The organism is Castellaniella sp., from assembly GCF_041675725.1.
Lineage (GTDB): Bacteria > Pseudomonadota > Gammaproteobacteria > Burkholderiales > Burkholderiaceae_B > Castellaniella.
In genome coordinates this window covers 37,525-58,156 of record NZ_JBAYTI010000012.1, presented here as the reverse complement: position 1 = coordinate 58,156, position 20,632 = coordinate 37,525, and the positions used below count along the sequence as shown (strand labels likewise).

Below are 20,632 nucleotides of genomic sequence, written 5' to 3'. Positions count from 1 at the left end.
TTCTTTCGATATGCGGCGGGGGTTCGCTGCGGTCACTTTCAAGCATCATGCTCAAACGAGGAGAAACATGAACAAACCCTCCAAAATCGCTATTGGACTCGCCATCGCTGCCATGGCTGCCGTTGGCACCGCCTCGGCCTCCGACAACTGGATCAACGTTGACGGCCATGTTTGGCTAAACGGGACCGGCGAACACTGCTGGCGCGATGCATTCTGGACGCCGGCCACTGCCGCCAACGAATTCTGCGGCCTGCCCGTAGCGGCCGCCCCCGTCGTCGCTCCCGTCGCCAGCAAGGTGGTCATCAACGCCGACACCTTCTTCGACTTCGACAAATACAACCTGAAGCCCGAAGGCAAGCTGGTCCTCGACCAAGTCGCCCAGCAAGCCAAGGCCATCAACCTCGAAACCGTGATCGCCGTCGGCTACACCGACTCCATCGGCACCCAAGAATACAACCTGGGCCTGTCCGAGCGCCGTGCCAATACGGTCAAGCAGTATCTCATCGGGCAGGGCATCCCGACTGACCGCATCTACACCGAAGGCAAGGGCAAGCTGGATCCCATCGCCACAAACAAGACCGCTGCCGGTCGCGCGCAAAACCGCCGCGTGGAAATCGAGATCGTCGGTACCCCCCGGTAAGCACACCACCTGCCGCACGCCCTGCCACGCAGCCCAGGTGGCAGATACAATGGGGCTCCAGCCGGAGCCCCATTTCATTTTTTAGGGTCAGTGTCATGCCGTCCACGCCCGCATCGTCCCCCAATGTCCATGCCGCAGAAATCGACAAATTCAGTGCGCTGGCCACGCATTGGTGGGACCCCGAGGGCCAGTTGAAAACGCTGCACGACATCAACCCCCTGCGGCTCGACTGGATCCGCGAGCAGGCGGGCCCGCTCAACGGGCTGAAGATCCTCGACGTCGGCTGCGGTGGCGGCCTGCTGGCCGAAGCAATGGCTGCCGAAGGGGCCCAGGTCACCGGCATCGACCTGTCTGCGCAGGCGCTGCAGATCGCGCGCCTGCATGGCCACGAGTCAGGTATCCAGGTACGCTACGAACACGCCAGTGCCGAAGACTGGGCCCGCGCACATGCGGGCACCCATGACGTGGTCACCTGCATGGAGCTGCTCGAACACGTACCCGATCCAGCCTCGGTCGTGCACGCCTGCGCTGAACTGGCCCGCCCCGGGGGCCTGGTCTGCTTCTCCACCCTGAACCGCAACCCCAAGTCGTTCCTGCTGGCCATCGTCGCAGCCGAGTACGTGCTGCGCATGCTGCCACGCGGCACGCACGACTACCAGCAATTCATCCGGCCCAGCGAGCTCGCCCAGGCGGCGCGCAATGCAGGCCTCGACGTCACGGCGCTGGCCGGCATCGAATACCAGCCACTGCTGCGCCGATACACACTTTCCTCACGGACCGGGGTCAATTACCTGCTGGCGGCCCGGCGCCCCCTGCCTGTCTGAACCATGAACCACCTGATTCTCTTCGATTTCGACGGAACCCTTGCCGACACGGCCCCCGATCTGGTCGCTGCCGCCAATCGCCAGCGCGCCTATCATGGCCTGGACCCCTTACCCGATCCAGCGCTCAGGCCCCATGCATCCCAGGGTGCGCGCGGCCTGCTCAAGGCGGCTCTGGGGCTCGAGCCCCAGACCGATGGCTACGATGCCGCGCGCCAACGCTTCCTAAGCGACTACGCACAGATCATGTTCGATCAGGCCCACCTGTTTGCGGGCATCGCCGAACTGCTCGACCAGCTCGAGCAGCATCAACTGGCCTGGGGCATCGTCACCAACAAGTCCGAAGCCCTGGCCCGCCCGATCGCACGCCATCTGGGCATCGAGGCGCGCAGCCTGGTTACGGTGGGCGGCGACACCACGCCCCACATCAAACCGCACCCCGAACCCCTGCTGCACGCCGCCCGCCAGGCGCGCATCGACCCCGGGCGCTGCATCTACATCGGCGATGATGAACGCGACGTGCTCGCGGGCAAGGCCGCCGGCATGGCGACCGTGGCGGCCGCCTACGGATACTGCACGCTGGACGATCCAACGCGCTGGCAGGCCGATGCCGTGGCCCAGGCCCCCGGCGACCTCTGGCCGATCATCCGCCAGTGGGCGGCCAGCGTCCACGGCTGACGCCGCCGCTGCAGATTGCCGTGGTTCGGGCATAAAATATTATTCCGACAGACCACGGCAAGGACATCCATGAAAACAGACACGATTCGGATCGGTATCGCAGGGTACGGCAACCTGGGGCGCGGGGTGCTGGCCGCACTGGCGCACAACCCGGACATGCGGCTGGCCGGCGTTTTCACCCGACGCGACCCGGCCCGCCTGTCGCTGCCCGATCCCGCGATCCCCGTGTGGCCGCTCGACCAGGCTCAGGCCCATCAAGGCGAGATCGACGTCATGATCCTTTGTGGCGGATCCAGGCAAGACCTGCCCAAGCAAGGCCCCCTGCTGGCCCAGTGGTTCAACACCATCGACAGCTACGACAACCACGCCCACATCCCCGACTACTTCCAGGCCATGGACCAGGTCGCGCAGGCGCACGGCACCGTATCCATTTTGTCGGTGGGCTGGGATCCGGGGCTGTTTTCCATCCAGCGCCTCATGGGCGAGGCCGTACTGCCGGCCGGCGCCACCTATACATTCTGGGGCAAGGGTCTGAGCCAGGGCCATTCCGATGCCATACGGCGCATCCCCGGGGTGCAGGCGGGGGTGCAATACACGCTACCGGTCCAGGCAGCCGTCGATCAGGTCCGTTCGGGTCGGCAGCCCCAGCTGAGCACGCGTCAGAAGCATACCCGCGAATGCTTCGTGGTGGCCGAAGCAGGCGCCGACACCGAGGCCATCCGCCAGGCCATCGTCACCATGCCCGACTACTTCGCCGACTACGATACCACCGTGCACTTCGTCACGGCCGACACGCTTGTCCAAGACCACGCCGGCATGCCGCACGGGGGGTTCGTGATCCGCAGCGGCCAGACGGCCGCTCATGAAAACCAGGTCATCGAGTTCTCGCTCAAGCTCGACAGCAACCCGGCCTTTACCGCCAGTGTGCTGGTCGCCTATGCGCGCGCCGCGTGGCGCCTCAGGCAGGCGGGCGACAAGGGCGCGCGTACCGTGCTCGACGTCGCGCCCGGCCTGATTTCCCCCAAATCACCGGCCACGCTACGCAAAGAGCTGGTCTAGGTACAAATCCCCACATGTCCGACCGCCATCACCCAAAACACGAACCCACCCAGCCCGAGCGCTTGGCTGGCACCGCCCGCCAGCTGCTCGATTTCTGGCGCGACGCCGGTCCACGGCACTGGTTTGCCAAAGACGAGGCATTTGACGCCACGTTCCGGACCCGCTTCCACGAAGCCCATTTCGCCGCAGCGCGCCGCGAACTCGACGCATGGCTCGTGCAGCCCGATACGTCCCTGGCACTGGTCCTGCTACTCGACCAATACCCGCGCAACGCCTTTCGGGGCACGGGGCACATGTTCGCCACGGATGGCCTGGCCCTGCACTACAGCCGGCAGTGCCTGGCGCGCGGATACCTTGCCCTGGTCGAACCCGAGCTGCGCAATTTTCTGTGCCTGCCCTTCATGCATGCCGAGGACTTGGCCACCCAGGAAGAATCCGTCGTCCTGTATGGCCAGCACTTGCCCGACTCTCTCGAATGGGCCGTCGTGCACCACGACGTCATCGCCCGCTTTGGGCGCTTTCCGCACCGCAATCCAGCCCTGGGTCGCGACACGACCCCCGAAGAAGCGCGGTTCCTCGCCGACGGCGGGTTTTCCGGCTGAACAGACTGAAACACGCCGAAACGCACTGAAAACGCACTAGAGCAGGCTAGGCGGACCGGGCGAACCAGGGCGCGGCGGAACCACCGGGCGTCCCGGGATGGCACAGCCCTGCCGGCCGCCCTTCCGGCCGCCCTGCCGGCATCAGGGTCGTGCTGGTCATGCCCAGGCCTGCGGTCTATGATGAAAAGACCCAACTGACTCAGGAGACCATCATGGCCGACACCCCTCTATACCCGCACTTGACCGCCGAGATTGCAAAAAAACGGGCCGAACTGGCCCCCGAACCGCTGGCTGCATTCAAGGCCTTCAGCAAGGCGGTGTTTGCGGCCGGCGCGCTGGATGCCAAGACCAAGCAGCTGATCGCCGTGGCGGTCGCACACGTGACGCAATGTCCATACTGCATCAAGGGGCACACCGAGGGCGCCGCCCGCGCCGGGGCCAGTGAGGCCGAAATCATGGAAGCCATCTGGGTGGCCGCCGAAATGCGGGCGGGGGGTGCCTACGCGCATTCGGCACTGGCGCTGCAGACCCTCGAAGAACGCAAGGGCTGAACGAACGGCCGATCATTCCGCCACCCAGGCATGCCGCGCACCACGCCGCGGGGGCATGCTACGATAGGCGCGATCCGTCATTTCCGATCCGAGCCATGAATCCGACGCCCACCCCCGCTTCCCACCCGGCCCCCGGGGCTGCCCAGGCCGGCCGCAACGTCGCGCTCCTGGTGTACGCCTTGCAGGTGGCGGGCTTCTTCCTGGGTGGCATCCCCACCCTGATCGGCATCATCATCAACTACGTCAAGCTGGATGACGTCCGGAACAGCTGGGTGGAAACGCACTTTCGCTGGCAGATCCGCACATTCTGGTACGGCCTGCTGTGGGGCATCCTGGGCGCGTTGTTGACCACCATCTACATCGGCATCGTCATCCTGGCCGCCAACTTCGTCTGGCTGATCTATCGCATCGTCAAGGGCTGGCTGCGGCTGAACGAAAACCAGCCGATGTATCCATAGCCAGCGCGACCCGCAGCCGATCGGCCCAGACAGAGCATCCAGGCTCAGGGCACCTTGGCACGCCAGGCATCGGTGGCGAATTTCTCGTGAATCAGCGCTTCGGCCACGGCCAGCTCGTGGGGCGTCAGCACCCCCGGCTGCAGGCCAGCCCGGCGCTTGAAAACGTCGACCATGCGGTCGATCAGTACGGCCCGCGGCAAACCCGTCTGGCTGCGCAGCGGATCCACCCGCTTGGCGGCGGACGTCGTACCCTTGTCGGATAATTTTTCGCGGCCGATGCGCAATATCTGCAGCATTTTGTCGGCATCGATGTCATAGGCCATCGTGACGTGATGCAACACGGCCGCACCGCGCCGCGCCTGCGCCGCGCCACCGATCTTGCCCGCATCGGACGTGATGTCGTTGAGCGGCTGATACCACGCGCGTATGCCGACTTCGCCCAGCGCCTCGAGCACGAAATCGTCCATGAACGCATAGGCATCCTTGAAGCTCATGCCCTCGACCAGCGCCTTGGGCGCGTAGATCGAATACGTGATCGTGTTGCCGGGTTCGACGAACATCGCACCACCCCCGCTGATGCGGCGCACGATCTCGACGCCATGCCGTTGCGCGGCGGCGGCATCGACCTCGTTGCGCACCGACTGGAAAATACCCAGTACCACGGCGGGTGCGGCCCACTCCCAGAAGCGCAGTGTGGGCAACCGGCGCCCCGCAGCGACCTCATCGAGCAGGACTTCGTCGAGCGCCATATGCTGCAACGGCTGCAGGGGCCCCGTATCGATCAGCTGCCAGTCGTATGCCCGCCAAGCCGCTTGACGACCACCGGTGGATGCGAGGTTCATGATACGGCCCTCCGGACGACCTCGGCGATTCCTTGCGCGCTCAGGCCGAACATTTCGGCGCCGGCCGGCAAGGCGGCCAGCACGCATTCGGCCACACGCTTGGGCGCGGTATCGGCCGGCAAGCCATTCAGGGCCTGGTTGATGGCATCCAGGGCCTCTGGAGGCTCGAGGAAGAAATCACCCGAGATCCGGACGCCGTGGAGCCGGCCATCGAGCACCTGCAGGTCGACCACCACCAGCTTGCCCCCAGGAATCTTGTACTCGCCGTGAAACCGCGAGCCCGAAGCTTCAGCCATGCGTACCCCCTTGTGCTGTCAGGCTGTCCTTGAAAATTTGCCCGCCTTTCATGATCATGCGCAAATGCGTACCCGGTTCGGCGATGAAATCGAGATTGTGCTCGGGTTCGCCATCGATCACGAGCAGATCGGCGAACGCACCGGCCTCGAGCACCCCGATCCGGCCATCGTACGGGTTGCGCAGACCCGACAGGGCGAGGAGTTCGCCATTGCTGCCCGTGGCCATGCGCAAGACCTCGAGGGGCGGGTAGAAGCGCGTCAGCTTGGCCAGCATGCGCCCGTGGTTGGCCAAGTGGGCTGGATTGAACAGGATGTCTGTACCCCATGCCGTCTTGACGCCAAAATGGCGCGCCATTTCGTACGCACGCACCGTACCTTGCGCCACCCGTTCCTGTTCGATGCGGGCCCGCGGATTGTCGGGATACACGTTGGCGTCTTCATCGGCCAGAAAGGGCTGCAAACTCCACCAGATACCGTCGTCGGCCATCATGCGTACCGTGGCCTCGTCGGCCAGCTGGCCATGTTCGATGGATTGCACCCCGGCGCGGATCGCACGCTGGATCCCGGCGGACGTATATACGTGGGCCATGGCGTAAGTGCCCCAGTCTTTGGCGGCCTGCACGCCGGCGCGCAGTTCTTCGCCAGTGAACTGCAGGGATGCGATCGGGTCGTAGGGCGAGGCCACGCCACCGCCCGCCATGAGCTTGATCTGCGATGCACCCAGCATGAGCTGCTCGCGCACCCGTTGCAGAACCATGGGCACGCCATTGGCAATCGAGGCAAACCCGGCTTTTTCGGCATGCCCCAGGACATCCGGGATGGCGGGCAGTTCGTAGCGCAGGCGGAAATCACCATGCCCCGACGTCTGTGAAATCATCGCCCCGGACGGATAAATGCGGGGCCCCCGCACCAGACCCTGGTCGATGGCCTGTTTGAGCGAGAAGCTGGGGCCGCCGGCATCGCGTACCGTGGTAAAGCCCCGCATCAGCGTATCGCCCGCAACGTGGCCGGCCACCAGATGCAGGTAAGGGACTTCGGCCGTCATGGCCATGGTTTGCGTCACCCCACACAACAGGGCATGCCAGTGGGCATCGATGAGCCCGGGCATGATCACCCGCCCGCCGCAGTCGATCACCCGGGCATCCCCCTGTTCTACGCCAGCTGGATCGATGGACTGGATGCGATTGCCCTGGATGCGCACGGCCCGCCCCTGCTGCAGGGCCAGTTGCCGGCCATCGAACAGGCGGCCGTTGACCAGCACCAGCGGCTTGCCTGCAGCGGCACCCGCCGCATGCCGCCCGTTGGCCGGCCCGCCCTGGAGGGCCGCGCCCGCCACGGCACGCCCCGAAGCCAACCCCCCCGCCGCCGCGAAAGGGAGCATCATGGCGGCCGCGCCCCCCAGGAAGCGGCGCCGGGAAAGGTCTGTTGCCAACTGGCGATGCACCCACGGTATCAGTGGATGCGCGCAATGGCAGCGGCACCCTGCGGCCGACCCCCGATGGGGAGAATGGAAGCGACCTGATGCCCGTGATGAATACATGGAGACTCCGATGATGTCCCGTGACCCCGAACGACCGGCCTGCCGGGGCCGACGACGCACGGACCGGCCAGCAGACGCGCAGCCCGCACGGCGCCGGGAGGCGCCGGGACCACCGGCTCACTGTACGACAAAACCGTTTTGATTGGAACAACCCGAGGGGATAAGGGATAATCATCCAAATTGCGCCGAGGCCGGATGACGCCGGCTGCCCACTGCCCAACCTGACCCTCTGCCATGCCCCTCTTCAAGCCCCTCGCCCTTTTGCTGGCTCTCGCCTGTACTGGATGCGGGCCGCGGGCACCCGCCTTTCTGTTCCTGGGCTCTTATTTCCCTTCCTGGCTGTTCGGCATCGCGGCGGGCACCGTCGCCGCCGTCCTGCTGCGGCTCGCGCTGATCCGTGCCGGCATCGATGACGTCCTGCCCTTGCGCCTGCTGGTGTATACCTGCCTGGCGGTCCTCTTCGCCATGGTCTTCGCCTTCACCTTCTCGCCTCGGTAACGCGCATGAACCCGACCCCATCCGCCCCCCGTCCCTCTCGCGGCAAACGCCCGCTCGCCATCGCGCTGGCGGTCGTGATTCTGGCCGTGACGGCATTCATGGGCTGGCGCTACTGGGGTTACTTCACGTCGAACCCCACATCGGATGATGCCCAGATCAGCGCCGACGTGGTGCACATCAGCCCAGGGATACCCGGCGTATTGCAAACGCTCGAAGTCCAAGAGGGTTCCAGGGTCGCCCGGGGCGCCCTGCTGTTCACCCTGGACCCCCATGATTACGAACTGCGCGTACGGCAGGCGCGTGCCGAGGTGGACGTGGCCCAGGCGGCACTGGACGCCCGTGAACGGCAAATGCGCGCCGAGCAGGCCAACGCCGACATCGCCCGCGAGCAGATCCACCGGGCCGAGTCCAACCTCGAACTCGCCCAAAAGACCGTCAGCCGTCTCGAGCCGCTCGCCGCCAAAGGCTACGTACCGCGCCAGGAACTCGACACGGCTCAAACGGCGGCCCGCGACGCGCAAGTCAGCCTGACACAAGCCTACTCGCAGGCCGAGGCCGCACAAGAACTGGTCGGCAAGCTCGAGGCGGCGCAGGCGGCCGTCGAGGTCGCCCAGGCATCCCTGGCGCTGGCTGAAAAAGCCCTCGAAGACACCCGCGTACAGGCACCCAACAACGGGCTCGTGGTCGGCCTCACCGTGTCGGCCGGCGAGCGCCTGGCGCCTGGTCAGGCGCTGTTCACGCTGATCAATACCGACGCCTGGTACGCCACGGCCTTCTTTCGCGAAACCGACCTGCCCCATATCCAGGTCGGCGACTGCGCCAGCGTCTACACCATGATGGCCCCCCAGACCACGCTGCATGGCAAGGTGGCCAGTACGGGCTGGGGCATCACCTCGGAAAGCGCCATCCAGCTGCCCCGGGCGATGCCCATCGTGCAGAAGTCCCTCAACTGGGTGCGCGTGGCGCAGCGCTTCCCGGTCCGGGTGCGCCTCGAATCCCCACCCGCCGAACTGATGCGTGTCGGCGCATCGGCCACCGTGGTCATCCGTTCCGGCGAACGCTGCTAGGGTGCCCGCCGTGCAGCAGTACACCCTGCCCACCCTCCTGCGCCGCGAACTCGCGCCATTCGACGGGCGCCTGAATACCGCCTGGCGCGTGGCGGCCACCTGCTCGCTCACGGTCATGCTATTCATGACCTACGGCATTCCGCTGGTAGCCATCGGCTGCTATCTGGTGCTGTTCGTGATGAAGCCGAACCAGGCCGAGACCCTGCTGATGGCGATCGGCATCTGCCTGCTGGTGGGGCTCATGATCCCGATCCTGCTGGGGATCACGCGCATTTCGCTCGAATATCCGGTCTGGCGCATGGCCGTGCTGGTGGCCTGCTCGGTGTTCTTCATGTTCCTGCAGGCCGCCAGCCAGCTGGGGCCGGCCGGCGGCATCATTGCCCTGGTGATCGTTTTCATCCTCACCATGCTGGGCGAAGTCCCAACCGGTGAAATCGCCACCCGCGCCATCCTGTATGCCGGCCTGATGGCCGTGGTGCCCATGGGTACCCTGCTGGCGTTCAATTCGGTATTCGGCCCCTCCGTAAGCGGGCGCTTGCGCGCGGCCCTGGCCGAGCGCCTGGAAACGGCACACCAGGCCTTGCTCGGCGATGCCCCCGCAAGCCGCGCCGCGGTGCGCGACGCACTGGATGAAGGCAACGAGGGCGTCGACAAGATGCTGCTGTTCATCCGCCTGTTCCACCTGGTCCCGCAAACCGAACGGCGCGCCCTCGAGCAGGCGGCCGACGCTACCCGCAGCCTGTTGCTGGCCTGCGCCGCCCTGCCGGGGCACCGCCAGGCCACCCAGATCGAAGCGCGGGCCCGGCTGGCCGCACGCTGCCAGACCCTGGCCGCCAGCCTGCGGGCCGGGCCCCGGCTGCCCCAGGCCGGCACCCCACAGGCGGATGGCCCGCAATGGGACGCCCCGCTGAGCGCGATCCAGGGCATACTGGCGCAATTCCCGGCCCCACCGCCGGCGGTGCAGATCCACAGCGCACTGGCCCCAGGGGGCTTTTTCCTGGCCGATGCCTGGCGCAACCCCCAGTATCAGCAATATGCCCTAAAAACCACCCTGGCCGCCGTTCTGTGCTATTGGATCTACACGGCAATCCAGTGGCAGGACATTCACACGGCGCTGATCACCTGCTACGTGGGGGCGCTGGGCACAACGGCCGAGACCCTGCACAAATTGACCCTGCGCATCACGGGCTGCCTGATCGGAGCCGCCATCGGGGTGGCCTCGATCTGGTTCCTGATCCCCTTCATGACCTCCGTCGGCCAGCTCATGCTGCTGGTATTTGCCGTCACACTGCTGGCGGCCTGGGTCTCCACGGGGTCCGAACGCAGCGCCTACGCCGGGGTGCAGATCGGCCTGGCCTTCCTGTTGACCGTGCTGGACGGCTTCGGTCCCTCGGTCGACATGTCGGGCGCACTGTACCGCATCATGGGGATCCTGCTGGGCAATGTCGTGCTGTACCTGGTGTTCACCCGGATCTGGCCGATCAGCGCCGCCGCCTCGGCGCGCAGCCATCTGAGCCTGCTGTGGGACAACCTGCAGCAGCACGACCAACCGCCCGGCCTGCCCAAAGCCGTCGCCCTGCGGGCAGACGCCCCCAATGCCATGCGCCTGATCGCACAGACTCGCGCCCAACTGGCCCTCATCCCTTTCGAGCCCCAAACCGTGCGCCCGCCCGCAGAGCAGATCCGCGCCCTGCGCGACATCACCGAAAAACTCGAACAGTACTATCTTCGCAGCGCGTATCCCGATACCATGGTACGGTCCGACCAGCCATCGACGCTGGCAGACGATCTGAAAGCCGTGCTGACATCCACATGAACGCCACCTGATCCCGGGTTTTACAAGACAATGGCCGTCACGCCCCACCGCCTGCCTGCAAGTCCAGCTGCCCGCCCCGCCAGGCCGCGCCACGGCCCGCAACTCGGGTGGGCCGTGCTGGCGCTCGCCTGCATGCTGGCAGGCTGCACGTCGGTCACACTAGAGCGCGCGCCCGAACGCCCCGACGCCCCCTGGTCGGGCCCCGCACCCAGCCACCAGGCCGGGCACGCGACGGCGCCCGCCGAATCCGGTATTGCTGGTGGCTCGCCCATCCAGGCCGACCAATCCGGCTATGGGGTGCCGCCTGGCATCGCCTTGCCCCCCCTGCCGCCACCCGGCGTGCAGATCGACCCACAGCATCCCCTGAACCTGGTCCAGCTCATCGACATCGCACAGCGTGAAAACCCACTGACACGCCAGGCCTGGAATGCGGCGCGCTCGGCAGCGCTGGGCGTGGGCATGGTCGAAGCCACATTCCTGCCCATGCTGTCGGCCAACGTGCTGGCCGGTCGGCTCGACAGCCGCTACCCTCTCAAACACGACATCCTGGGCCATGATGCAATCCACGTGCGCAACACCGGCGTCATGCCGCTGCTGGCGCTCAGTTGGCTGCTGTTCGACTTCGGCCAGCGCGCAGCCCTGCTCGAAGGGGCCGAGCACGCCTCGTTTGCCGCCAATGTCCTGTTCAACGCGACCCACCAGAAAGTCATCCGCGACGTCACCGATCAGTACTATCAATACATGGCGGCGCGCGAACGGGTCGATCTGGCGCAGCGGGCCCTGGGCCAGCAGCGTCAGGTGCTGGCCGCAGCCCAGGCGCGCCTCGATGGCGGGGTGGGCACGTCGCTGGACACCGCCCTGGCCCGCCAGGCCGTCGCCCAGGCCCGGCTGCACCAGGTCAACAGCCAGGGGCTCGAAAAAACCACCCGGCTGGCCCTGCTCAGGGCCATGGGCCTGCCCCCCGACACCCCGCTGAAGATCGCCGACCCCGCCCCTGCCCCGCTGCCCACGGCCGTCGATCCGCTCACCCGCCAGGCCTTGCAGCAGGCCCTATCGCAGCGCCCCGACCTGGTGGCGCAATACGCGGCGGCACAGGCGGCGCAAGCCCGGGTGCGGGCCTCCGAAGCGGATTTCCTGCCCAAGGTGTTCCTGGGGGCCGTGTACGGCCACCAGCGCAACGGCTTTCAGGCGGGCAACATGCCGCAGATCGAGATCCCGTCCACGTCCAACGGCGTCATGCTGGGGGTGACGCTGCCCTTGTTCGACGGGGGCCTGCGCCGCAGCCGCCTGCGCGCCGCCGAGATCGATGCCGAACAGGCGCGCGACGACCTGCAGACCCTGCAGCGAAACGCCCTGAGCGAGATGGTGGCTGCAGAAACAGCGCTGCAGTCCGCCCTGCAAAGCCACGACACGGCCGTCGAACTGGTCAAGACGGCCCGCACCGCCTACGATGCAGCGCTGGCGTCCTATCGCGAAGGCCTGGGCACGCTCACCGTCGCCACCGAGGCTGCCACCCAGCTGTTGATGGCACGCCAGGCCCGGACGGATGCCCGCATGGCCAGCCAGATCGCCGCAGCCAACCTGGCCTTCGCCACTGGGGCCATGGTGCAGCCGCACGAGCACTGGCTGCCCAACGAACCTTCTGTGGGCAAAAACAAGAACGCAAAGCGCCTTCAGGGCCTGGCGGTCGGCAAGGACACCATGGTGGCAAAATGATGCGCCAGGAACTCGACACAGACCTTGATTTTGGCAGAATGTTCCAGGCGCTGCGGGTACACCGCCCAGATGTTGGCAATTTGGCGATAGTCTGGCAGGATGACCCGCAGGCGCCCTGATTCCAGATATTTGCCGGCATCCCATACAGAACGCAGCACAATCCCGTGGCCGGCCACCGCCCAGCTCAGGGCCACCTCGCCGTTGTTGGTAATGAGAGGGCCGTTGACCTTGACATTACTGACAGTCGAGCCGCAATTCAGGGCCCAGATGCCGACCGGGTGGTCGCGTTCCCGAACGATCAAACAATCGTGCCGGGTCAGCTCTTGTAGCTCGCGCGGCTCGCCCCGGCGCTCGAGATAGTCGGGCGACGCGCACAGCACCCGATGGTTGTAGGCCAGATGGCGCGCGATGTAATTCGGGTCGATCAGGTCGCCAATGCGGATGTCCAGGTCGTAATGCTCCAGCGCCAGGTTGACCAGCTGGTCCAGCACCTCGATCTGGATCTGGATGTCCGGGTAACGGCGCGTGAATTCGGCCAGGGCGGGTGCCACCACCTGCCGGCCGAAGCCAAAGCTGGTGGATACCTTCAGCCGCCCGCGGGGTTCCTGCTTGTATTCGGCCACCGTATCGTGCAGCTGCTCGATGTCCTGCAGGATTTGCCGGGACAGCGCGTAGATTTCCTCGCCCTGTTCGGTCAGGGCGACGTGGCGGGTGCTTCGATGAAACAGCATGACGTCCAGCTCTGCTTCCAGCGCCTTGATGTTCTTGCTGATGTAGGCCGGGGACACGCCCATCATGCGGGCCGCCTGCGAAAAATTACCGTATCGGGCGGTCAGACAAAAGACCCTAAGCTGACGGCTATTAACATTTTCTTTATCCATCGGTCAAAACTGTTTTTACATATTGGGAATTGTATAAGGCCTGTCTTGATCTTAGACTGATTTCACATGAAGAGAAACAGAGCCACCAAGCTTGAAGGGAGATCTCGATGACGGAATACCGGATTGCCACGATCCCGGGGGATGGCATCGGCAACGAAGTCATGCCCGAGGGGCAGCGTGTCCTGGAAGCAGCCGCGCGCCGCTATGGGTTTTCCCTGCGATTCGACACGTTCGACTGGAACTGCGAATACTATGCGCGCCACGGGCGCATGATGCCGGCCAACGGCCTTGAGCAGATCCGGCATCACGATGCCATCTTCCTGGGCGCGGTCGGCTTTCCTGGGGTACCCGACCATATTTCGTTGGGGGGCCTGCTGCTGGAAATCCGCCGCGGCTTCGATCAATACGCCAACGTGCGCCCCGTGCGCTCGCTGCCGGGGCTCAAGTCGCCATTGATCGACCGGATGCCAGGCGACATCGACATGATCATCGTGCGCGAAAACACCGAGGGCGAATACTCCAGCGTAGGTGGGATCATCGGCAAGGGCACTGCCGGCGAAACCGCCGTCCAGGTCAGCTCGTTCTCACGCCGGGGGGTCGACCGCATTCTCAAGTACGCGTTCGACACGGCCAGCCAGCGTCCCAGGAAACATGTCACCTCCGCCACCAAGTCCAACGGCCTGGCCATCACCATGCCGTACTGGGACGAGCGCTTTGCACAAATGAGCCAGGCCTACCCCGGCATTCGGGTCGACCAATACCATATCGACATATTGTCTGCCCGATTCGTGCTCAGCCCCGAGCGCTTCGACGTGGTCGTGGCGTCCAACCTGTTTGGCGACATCCTGTCCGACCTGGGCCCTGCCTGTACCGGCACCATCGCCGTCGCGCCCTCGGCCAACATCAACCCCGAAAGGGCTTACCCGTCGATGTTCGAGCCCGTGCACGGCTCGGCACCCGACATCTTTGGCCAGAACATCGCCAATCCCATCGGCCAGATCTGGTCGGGCGCCATGATGCTGGCGCATCTGGGCGAAACAGAGGCGGCGGACGGCGTGATGGATGCGATAGAAGCCGTCTTGTGCAACGGCCCCCGCACCCCCGACCTGGGCGGCAATGACTCCACCAGCACGGTCGGCAAAGCCATCTCCGCCGCACTCCTTCAAGAAGACATGCATGACTTCCCTCACAAGACACAGCGCCGAATCCCCCAAAACTGATACAGAGAAGCCAGCGCTCGAGCACAGGAACTCACGAAGCCGGCCCATGATCGAACAGTTTTCGAAGATTCATTGACCTATCCATGACAGGAGACAACCATGTCTGCTGAAAAAATCACCCACTTGTCCCCCCTGCTCCACCAGGCCAGCCACGTGCTGGCCGAGCGCGGCGAGGGGATCTATCTGTATACCCGCGAAGGAAAACGCTACATCGACTGCACGGCCGGTATCGGGGTCACCAGTACAGGACATTGCCACCCCAAGGTGGTGGCCGCCGTGCGCGAACAGGTCGGCAAGCTGATCCACGGCCAGTACACCACCATCATGCATCAGCCGATCCTGGACTTGTCTGCCCGCTTGGCCGAAAAAATGCCTGGCGACATCGACACCTTCTTCTACGCCAGCGCCGGCGCCGAGGTGGCCGAAGGCGTGATGCGGCTTTTGCGCCATGCGACCGGCCGGCCCAACATCATCGTGTTCCATGGCGGTTTTCACGGCCGCACCATGGGGGCGGCCTCCATGACCACCTCCGGCACGGCCTACACGTCGGGCCTCCAACCCCTGATGGGCGGGGTGATCGTGGCGCCCTTCCCCGCGGCCCTGCGCTACGGCTGGTCCGAAGAACAAGCCACGGATTTCTGCCTGCGCGAACTCGACTTCATCTTCGACACGCTCAGTGCGCCACAGGACACCGCCGGATTCCTGGTCGAACCCATCCAGGGCGAAGGCGGCTTCATCCCGGCCAACCGGCGCTTCATGCAAGGTCTGCGCGAACGCGCCGATCGGCACGGCATGCTGCTGGCGGTCGACGAAGTACAAACGGGCAATGGCCGCACGGGCAAATACTGGGCCCATAGCTACTTCGACGTGCAACCCGACATCCTCATGACGGCCAAAGGCCTGGCCTCGGGCTTCCCACTCTCCTGCTTCGCGGCGCCCCGCGCGCTCATGAAAAAAGGCCGGCCCGGGTCACAGGGGGGTACTTACGGGGGCAATGTGGTGGCTTGCGTGGCGGCGTTGGCCACCATGGACGTCATCGAAGAAGAACAACTGGTAGAGAATGCTGCCCGTCAAGGCCAGCACCTCAGGCAAGGGCTGGAGGCCTTGCAGCAGAAACACCCCGACATCGCCGAGGTACGCGGGCTGGGCCTCATGCAGGGCTGCGAATTCCACAAGAACGGCAAGCCCGACGGCGATCGCGCCGCGCGCGTCGCCCAAGCCTGCGAGGACCAGGGTTTGCTATTGCTGCGTTGTGGCCCCCAGCGGCAGGTCGTCCGTTGGTTGCCCCCGCTGATCATCACGCAGTCACAGGTCGACGAAGCGCTGGGCATTTTTGGCAAAGCGCTGGAATCGGCCCACTGAACGCTTGCGCCCAGCGGCTGACGGGGCGCATCGCACCCATGTTCTTTCATATTTTGCAGGTTCAACATGATTCAATCTTCTCTTCTTGATCCGATATCCGGCTACATCAACGGTCAATGGGTCGATGCCGACTCGGGCGCCCGATTCAACGTCATCAACCCGGCCACCGCCCAAGTCATCGCGACAGCGCCCAAAATGGGGGCGAGCGAAACCGAACGCGCCATTGCCGCTGCGAACGCCGCCCTGGCGTCCGTACCCAGTGCCGAAACCCGCCAGAAATGGCTCATCCAAGCGCGCGATGCCCTCTTGGCCAACAAGCAGGAAATCGGCCGCATCCTGTGCATGGAACACGGCAAGCCCTGGCCCGAGGCCCAGGGCGAGGTCGAGTATGCAGCCAGCTTTTTCGACTACTACGCCAAGGTCATGCTGGAATTCCTGGCCCCCGAACCTCAACCGGGACAGTTCAAGGACTGCACCTGGACCATCCACAAGCGGCCCGTCGGCGTCGTGGGGCTCATTACGCCCTGGAACTTCCCCATTGCGATGATCGCCAAGAAAATCGCGCCGGCACTGGCCGCGGGATGTCCTTCGATCATCAAGCCAGCCACCGACACACCGCTGACCATGGTCGCGGCCTTCAAGATCTTTCATGATCATCTGGACCTGCCGGCCGGGATGCTCAACCTGGTCATGGGCAGCTCGGGGCAAATCGGCGGCGTACTCATGAAATCGCCCATTGTGCGCATGATCTCGTTTACCGGCTCCACCGAAGTCGGTCAGCTGCTGATCGGGCAATCCACGACCGACGTCAAGAAACTGGGCCTCGAGCTGGGTGGCAACGCACCTTTCATCGTTTGCGAAGACGCCGACCTGGATGCCGCCGTCGACGGCCTGATGGCCAATAAGTTCCGCGGCGCGGGCCAGACCTGTGTCTGCGCCAATCGGGTTTTCGTGCACAGTGCGGTCTACGACCGCTTCACCCAAAAACTGCTCGCGCGCGTCAACGCACTGAAGGTGGGCAATGGCATGGACGAAGGCGTGGACATCGGCCCGCTGATCAATGCGGCCGGTTTCGACAAGGTCAAGGAACACGTCATGGACGCCGTCGCCAAAGGCGCCAAAATCGAAGCGGGGCCGGATCCCAAGACGCTGGATTCCGCCAAGAGCCTGATGTACCCGCCCACCGTACTGACCGGGGTGACGCACGACATGCGCTGCTGCCAGGAAGAAACCTTTGGGCCGCTGGTTCCGTTGATCCGCTTCGACGACACCGACGCCGTGCTCGAACAAGCCAACGACACCCTGTTTGGCCTCGCGGCTTACGTATACGGCCAAAACAAGCAGCGCGATGCGAACCTGATCGCGCGCCTGCACTTCGGGCACTGTGGCTACAACACGGGCATGGGCCCGGCTGCGCACACACCATTTGGCGGGATGCTCACATCGGGGCTTGGACGGGAAGGCGGGCAAGCCGGCCTACTGGAATATGTCGAACTGCAGACCGTACCCGACGGCACCCGCTGACAGACCGAGACCCCAGGAGACCCCAGGAGACGCCTGAAACCAACCGTCCAGAAATCCCGCCAAATCCACAACGGGCGTTCCCGAAAAGGTAGGTCACGTCAATTTACGATCTATGGGAGTAGGCGATGCGTAAATATTAATAACATATTTATAACTTTATCAATCAAAACATCGAGGCAATAGGATAAATTTATGCAACCGAACAAATTCAAAATCACCATACTGGCCGTCAGCCTCTTCATGGGGCTCAACGTCGCTGCGCACGCAGAGACCAACTGGTCAGCGCCCGCCAATTTCACAGCGGACGGCACGACGACGGAAGGCGTCTATGAGCCGATTGCAACGGACAAAATAACGAAGGAATGGAAGATCTGCGCCCTGTTTCCCGACATGCATCATGCCTATTGGTTGGCGGCAAACTACGGGATCATATCGGAAGCCGAACGCGATAAAGTGCAGTTGGACATGTTCCAGGCCAACGGATACACAAACCTGGACAAGCAGATGGCCCAAATGGATAACTGCATCACCCAGCAATACGATGCCATCATCCTCGGGGCCATCAGCGATCAAGGCACATGGGCAGGCATTCACCGGGCCAAGCGGGCCGGCATACCCGTCATCGACTTCGTCAACGGGGTTACGAGCGAGGATATATCGGCACATGCCCGTGTAAGCTTTCATGACCTGGCCGTTCAAACCGCCAAGTATCTGATTGATCATTCCGACGGGGAAAAGATCAAAGTAGGCTTTTTCCCGGGGCCCGAAGGAGCGAACTGGTCTGATCAGGCCGTCATCGGGTTCAACAAGACCATCGAAGGCACCAATGTCGAAGTGATCGTCACAAGAAGGGCGGATACGGAGCTCAACACGCAACTCAATCTCATACAGGATGCATTGCTGGCGTACCCCGACATGAATGCGATCGTTGGGGTTGACGTGGCTGGCGCCGCCGGAAGCGTTGCCGTTCGAAACCTGAAAAAGGCAGACTCCGTGAAGGTCTACGCCTTTGACATCGATCCACAGGTGTACGAAAACATCCTCAATGGCACCGCGGTGGCATCGCCAACGGACTTCACGGTCATCCAGGGGAAAATGGCGGTAGACCTGGCCGTGAGGCTGTTGGAGGGCGAGACGCTCAAAGCCAAAATGGTGGGCCCCATACCTGAAGTCATCGACATCAAAAATGCAAAGACCGTGCCGCACGACGACATGTTTGCGCCATCCAACTTCAGCGCCACGTACTCCTATGCTCCCGCCAAATGACGACGGGCCGGAATTCGTATCCTTCAATTTACTGAATCAAACAACAGGTAAATACGATTAACCATCATTCAATTCATCAGGGCAGCCTTGCAGCATCACACAAGGCTGCCCCGCGATGATAGTCAAGCAATATTGACGTATGCCAGGAGCAAAGACATGAGCGTTGAAATAATAAAGAGCCAACTGCCAGGCATCTTCTACCGCAAACCCGATCCCGACAGCGAGCCTTTCAAGAACGCAGGAGACTCCGTCAACGAAGGGGACATCGTCGGTATCATAGAAATCATGAAGCAATACACGGACGTGAAATCCACGGTCTCGGGGAAAATAACCGAATTTCACGTGGAGGATGGTGCCAGCATCGACGTGGACATGCCTCTCCTAAGCGTAGAACCAGAGAAGTAAGCATGAAGGCAGCAAGAATAAGCAAGATCCTGGTAGCGAACAGGGGCGAGATTGCCGTTCGGGTAATCCGGGCGGCCAAAGAGCTGGGCAAAAAAACCGTAGCCATCTACAGCGACGCAGACCGGGATGCACTCCACGTCAAGATGGCCGATGAATCGGTCAGGATCGGGCCCAGTCCGGCCAAGGACAGCTATCTGTCCATGGGCGGCATCATTTCCGCCGCAAAGGACTTCGGCGCCGATGCGATTCACCCCGGGTATGGGTTCCTGGCCGAATCTGCAGAATTCGCGGATACCGTGCAGTCCGAGGGCCTCATCTTCATCGGGCCGTCCGCAGAAACGATACGGTCGATGGGCAACAAAATAAAAGCCCGAGAAATCATTCGCGCGGCAGGCGTGCCGACCGTTCCCGGTAGCGCCATCTCGTCGGACAGCGTCGAAGATGCCCTGGACACAGCCGATGCCATCGGCTACCCAGTCCTCATCAAAGCGGCCGCCGGCGGTGGCGGGCGAGGGATCAGGATCTGCAACGACCGGCAGGATCTGCAGAACCAGTGGAAGATCGCCCGGTCCGAGGCTTATTCTTCATTCGGCAGCAACGAGACCTACGTAGAAAAATACATAAAAAACGCGAAACACATCGAAGTGCAAATCCTAGGCGACGGCGTCCATCAGATACATCTGTTGGAGCGCGATTGCTCGATCCAAAGAAAGCGTCAAAAAGTATGGGAAGAAGCACCGGCACCGATTCTTCCCGGCGACGTACGGGCTGCCATACACCAGAGTGCAGTCGACATCGCCAGAAATATTCATTATTCGGGTGCGGGAACGATCGAATATCTGTTCGACACCGATGAGAATCGGTTTTATTTCATGGAAATGAATACAAGAATACAAGTCGAACATGGGATAACCGAAGAAATAACCGGGATAGACATCGTCAAAGAGATGATAAAAATCGCCGAGGGGAACGAACTGTCGATCACGCAACAGGATGTGGCCAGTCGGGGCGCATCCATTCAGGTCAGGGTGATCGCCGAAGACCCGGAAAACAATTTATTGCCGAATATCGGGAAAATCTCCAGAATGAACTGGCCGTCAGGGCCTGGGGTACGGGTGGACCACGGGCTGAGCGTGGAATACTTCGTGCCACCCTATTACGACGGGCTGCTGGCAAAAATCATCGTTCACGATGCGTCCAGGATTGACGCACTGAAACGAATGGCCAGGGCGCTGGACGAAACGGCAATAGAGGGTCTGAAGACAAACATCAAGCTATTGCAGGCATTATCGATCGATGATGGCATAATGGCTGGTGAGTTCAACACGAATTACTTCGAAGACTGGTTGCGCGACAATGGCTATCTCAAGAAAGTACGGAGCTGACTTAT

21 protein-coding genes are annotated in these 20,632 nt (G+C 63.3%); 17 read left to right on the top strand and 4 right to left on the bottom strand.

Annotation, left to right across the window (positions count from 1 at the left end; genetic code table 11):
* Window positions 1-67 precede the first annotated feature (67 nt).
* From ompA to WCZ84_RS03985, 7 genes are all read left to right on the top strand, one after another.
* Entirely contained in the window at window positions 68-640 is a 573-nt protein-coding gene (gene ompA / locus WCZ84_RS04015; protein ID WP_372684973.1) for an outer membrane protein OmpA, read from the top strand.
* A gap of 95 nt (window positions 641-735) precedes the next feature.
* Entirely contained in the window at window positions 736-1,464 is a 729-nt protein-coding gene (gene ubiG / locus WCZ84_RS04010; RefSeq protein WP_372684971.1) for a bifunctional 2-polyprenyl-6-hydroxyphenol methylase/3-demethylubiquinol 3-O-methyltransferase UbiG, read from the top strand.
* A gap of 3 nt (window positions 1,465-1,467) precedes the next feature.
* Window positions 1,468-2,139, top strand: coding sequence for an HAD family hydrolase (locus WCZ84_RS04005; RefSeq protein WP_372684970.1), 672 nt, complete (start codon window positions 1,468-1,470; stop codon window positions 2,137-2,139).
* 69 nt (window positions 2,140-2,208) lie between these two features.
* On the top strand, window positions 2,209-3,198 hold the full coding sequence (locus WCZ84_RS04000) for a diaminopimelate dehydrogenase (RefSeq protein WP_372684969.1): 990 nt from the start codon (window positions 2,209-2,211) through the stop codon (window positions 3,196-3,198).
* A 14-nt stretch (window positions 3,199-3,212) separates the two neighbouring features.
* Complete coding sequence (locus tag WCZ84_RS03995) at window positions 3,213-3,800, top strand: DUF924 family protein (RefSeq protein WP_372684968.1); 588 nt, start codon at window positions 3,213-3,215, stop codon at window positions 3,798-3,800.
* Window positions 3,801-4,012: 212 nt separating this feature from the next.
* Window positions 4,013-4,351, top strand: a complete 339-nt coding sequence (locus WCZ84_RS03990) for a carboxymuconolactone decarboxylase family protein (RefSeq protein ID WP_372684967.1) — start codon at window positions 4,013-4,015, stop codon at window positions 4,349-4,351.
* A 95-nt stretch (window positions 4,352-4,446) separates the two neighbouring features.
* A complete protein-coding gene (locus tag WCZ84_RS03985; protein ID WP_372684966.1) occupies window positions 4,447-4,809 on the top strand; it encodes a DUF4870 family protein in 363 nt (120 codons plus the stop codon).
* Between the two features lie 44 nt (window positions 4,810-4,853).
* Here WCZ84_RS03985 and WCZ84_RS03980 read toward each other — a convergent pair whose 3' ends face one another.
* The 3 genes from WCZ84_RS03980 to WCZ84_RS03970 are packed head-to-tail and all read right to left on the bottom strand — an operon-like array spanning window position 4,854 to window position 7,331.
* Window positions 4,854-5,651 (bottom strand): biotin/lipoate A/B protein ligase family protein, encoded by a 798-nt coding sequence (locus WCZ84_RS03980; RefSeq protein WP_372684965.1) that lies wholly within the window; start codon window positions 5,649-5,651, stop codon window positions 4,854-4,856.
* Window positions 5,648-5,947 carry a biotin--protein ligase gene (locus WCZ84_RS03975; protein ID WP_372684964.1) on the bottom strand — a complete coding sequence of 100 codons (300 nt, stop codon included), beginning with the start codon at window positions 5,945-5,947 and terminating at the stop codon, window positions 5,648-5,650. Before WCZ84_RS03975 ends, WCZ84_RS03980 begins: the two co-directional genes overlap by 4 nt.
* The gene (locus WCZ84_RS03970) at window positions 5,940-7,331 is read right to left on the bottom strand and encodes an amidohydrolase family protein (RefSeq protein ID WP_372684963.1); all 1,392 of its coding nucleotides are present in this window, start codon (window positions 7,329-7,331) and stop codon (window positions 5,940-5,942) included. Before WCZ84_RS03970 ends, WCZ84_RS03975 begins: the two co-directional genes overlap by 8 nt.
* Window positions 7,332-7,721: 390 nt before the next feature.
* On the opposite strand from WCZ84_RS03970, the gene WCZ84_RS03965 reads away from it, so the two are divergent.
* The 4 genes from WCZ84_RS03965 to WCZ84_RS03950 are packed head-to-tail and all read left to right on the top strand — an operon-like array spanning window position 7,722 to window position 12,584.
* Complete coding sequence (locus tag WCZ84_RS03965; RefSeq protein WP_372684962.1) at window positions 7,722-7,985, top strand: YtcA family lipoprotein; 264 nt, start codon at window positions 7,722-7,724, stop codon at window positions 7,983-7,985.
* Between the two features lie 5 nt (window positions 7,986-7,990).
* Window positions 7,991-9,052 carry a multidrug transporter subunit MdtN gene (gene mdtN, locus WCZ84_RS03960; protein WP_372684961.1) on the top strand — a complete coding sequence of 354 codons (1,062 nt, stop codon included), beginning with the start codon at window positions 7,991-7,993 and terminating at the stop codon, window positions 9,050-9,052.
* Window positions 9,053-9,062: 10 nt separating this feature from the next.
* Window positions 9,063-10,868 (top strand): FUSC family protein, encoded by a 1,806-nt coding sequence (locus WCZ84_RS03955; RefSeq protein ID WP_372684960.1) that lies wholly within the window; start codon window positions 9,063-9,065, stop codon window positions 10,866-10,868.
* Between the two features lie 30 nt (window positions 10,869-10,898).
* Complete coding sequence (locus WCZ84_RS03950; protein ID WP_372684959.1) at window positions 10,899-12,584, top strand: TolC family protein; 1,686 nt, start codon at window positions 10,899-10,901, stop codon at window positions 12,582-12,584.
* Here the strand turns inward: WCZ84_RS03950 and WCZ84_RS03945 are convergent.
* Window positions 12,542-13,465 carry a LysR substrate-binding domain-containing protein gene (locus tag WCZ84_RS03945; RefSeq protein ID WP_372684958.1) on the bottom strand — a complete coding sequence of 308 codons (924 nt, stop codon included), beginning with the start codon at window positions 13,463-13,465 and terminating at the stop codon, window positions 12,542-12,544. The two genes, WCZ84_RS03950 and WCZ84_RS03945, sit on opposite strands and share 43 nt — an antisense overlap.
* Window positions 13,466-13,572: 107 nt before the next feature.
* Between WCZ84_RS03945 and WCZ84_RS03940 the strand changes: the two genes are divergently transcribed.
* From WCZ84_RS03940 to WCZ84_RS03915, 6 genes are all read left to right on the top strand, one after another.
* Window positions 13,573-14,685 (top strand): tartrate dehydrogenase, encoded by a 1,113-nt coding sequence (locus tag WCZ84_RS03940; protein WP_372684957.1) that lies wholly within the window; start codon window positions 13,573-13,575, stop codon window positions 14,683-14,685.
* Window positions 14,686-14,784: 99 nt separating this feature from the next.
* Window positions 14,785-16,047, top strand: a complete 1,263-nt coding sequence (locus tag WCZ84_RS03935; RefSeq protein ID WP_372684956.1) for an aspartate aminotransferase family protein — start codon at window positions 14,785-14,787, stop codon at window positions 16,045-16,047.
* A 66-nt stretch (window positions 16,048-16,113) separates the two neighbouring features.
* Window positions 16,114-17,571 (top strand): NAD-dependent succinate-semialdehyde dehydrogenase, encoded by a 1,458-nt coding sequence (locus WCZ84_RS03930; RefSeq protein ID WP_372684955.1) that lies wholly within the window; start codon window positions 16,114-16,116, stop codon window positions 17,569-17,571.
* A gap of 192 nt (window positions 17,572-17,763) precedes the next feature.
* Window positions 17,764-18,837 carry a TMAO reductase system periplasmic protein TorT gene (gene torT / locus WCZ84_RS03925; RefSeq protein WP_372684954.1) on the top strand — a complete coding sequence of 358 codons (1,074 nt, stop codon included), beginning with the start codon at window positions 17,764-17,766 and terminating at the stop codon, window positions 18,835-18,837.
* 156 nt (window positions 18,838-18,993) lie between these two features.
* Window positions 18,994-19,242: an acetyl-CoA carboxylase gene (locus WCZ84_RS03920; RefSeq protein ID WP_372684953.1), complete on the top strand. Its 249-nt coding sequence runs from the start codon at window positions 18,994-18,996 to the stop codon at window positions 19,240-19,242.
* Window positions 19,243-19,244: 2 nt separating this feature from the next.
* Window positions 19,245-20,627: an acetyl/propionyl/methylcrotonyl-CoA carboxylase subunit alpha gene (locus WCZ84_RS03915; protein ID WP_372684952.1), complete on the top strand. Its 1,383-nt coding sequence runs from the start codon at window positions 19,245-19,247 to the stop codon at window positions 20,625-20,627.
* Window positions 20,628-20,632 lie beyond the last annotated feature (5 nt).

Coding starts and splice junctions, on each gene's coding strand:
- ompA (WP_372684973.1), top strand. CDS start 68: ATGAACAAACCCTCCAAAATCGCTATTGGACTCGCCATCGCTGCCATG.
- ubiG (WP_372684971.1), top strand. CDS start 736: ATGCCGTCCACGCCCGCATCGTCCCCCAATGTCCATGCCGCAGAAATC.
- WCZ84_RS04005 (WP_372684970.1), top strand. CDS start 1,468: ATGAACCACCTGATTCTCTTCGATTTCGACGGAACCCTTGCCGACACG.
- WCZ84_RS04000 (WP_372684969.1), top strand. CDS start 2,209: ATGAAAACAGACACGATTCGGATCGGTATCGCAGGGTACGGCAACCTG.
- WCZ84_RS03995 (WP_372684968.1), top strand. CDS start 3,213: ATGTCCGACCGCCATCACCCAAAACACGAACCCACCCAGCCCGAGCGC.
- WCZ84_RS03990 (WP_372684967.1), top strand. CDS start 4,013: ATGGCCGACACCCCTCTATACCCGCACTTGACCGCCGAGATTGCAAAA.
- WCZ84_RS03985 (WP_372684966.1), top strand. CDS start 4,447: ATGAATCCGACGCCCACCCCCGCTTCCCACCCGGCCCCCGGGGCTGCC.
- WCZ84_RS03980 (WP_372684965.1), bottom strand. CDS start 5,651: ATGAACCTCGCATCCACCGGTGGTCGTCAAGCGGCTTGGCGGGCATAC.
- WCZ84_RS03975 (WP_372684964.1), bottom strand. CDS start 5,947: ATGGCTGAAGCTTCGGGCTCGCGGTTTCACGGCGAGTACAAGATTCCT.
- WCZ84_RS03970 (WP_372684963.1), bottom strand. CDS start 7,331: ATGATGCTCCCTTTCGCGGCGGCGGGGGGGTTGGCTTCGGGGCGTGCC.
- WCZ84_RS03965 (WP_372684962.1), top strand. CDS start 7,722: ATGCCCCTCTTCAAGCCCCTCGCCCTTTTGCTGGCTCTCGCCTGTACT.
- mdtN (WP_372684961.1), top strand. CDS start 7,991: ATGAACCCGACCCCATCCGCCCCCCGTCCCTCTCGCGGCAAACGCCCG.
- WCZ84_RS03950 (WP_372684959.1), top strand. CDS start 10,899: ATGGCCGTCACGCCCCACCGCCTGCCTGCAAGTCCAGCTGCCCGCCCC.
- WCZ84_RS03945 (WP_372684958.1), bottom strand. CDS start 13,465: ATGGATAAAGAAAATGTTAATAGCCGTCAGCTTAGGGTCTTTTGTCTG.
- WCZ84_RS03940 (WP_372684957.1), top strand. CDS start 13,573: ATGACGGAATACCGGATTGCCACGATCCCGGGGGATGGCATCGGCAAC.
- WCZ84_RS03935 (WP_372684956.1), top strand. CDS start 14,785: ATGTCTGCTGAAAAAATCACCCACTTGTCCCCCCTGCTCCACCAGGCC.
- WCZ84_RS03930 (WP_372684955.1), top strand. CDS start 16,114: ATGATTCAATCTTCTCTTCTTGATCCGATATCCGGCTACATCAACGGT.
- torT (WP_372684954.1), top strand. CDS start 17,764: ATGCAACCGAACAAATTCAAAATCACCATACTGGCCGTCAGCCTCTTC.
- WCZ84_RS03920 (WP_372684953.1), top strand. CDS start 18,994: ATGAGCGTTGAAATAATAAAGAGCCAACTGCCAGGCATCTTCTACCGC.
- WCZ84_RS03915 (WP_372684952.1), top strand. CDS start 19,245: ATGAAGGCAGCAAGAATAAGCAAGATCCTGGTAGCGAACAGGGGCGAG.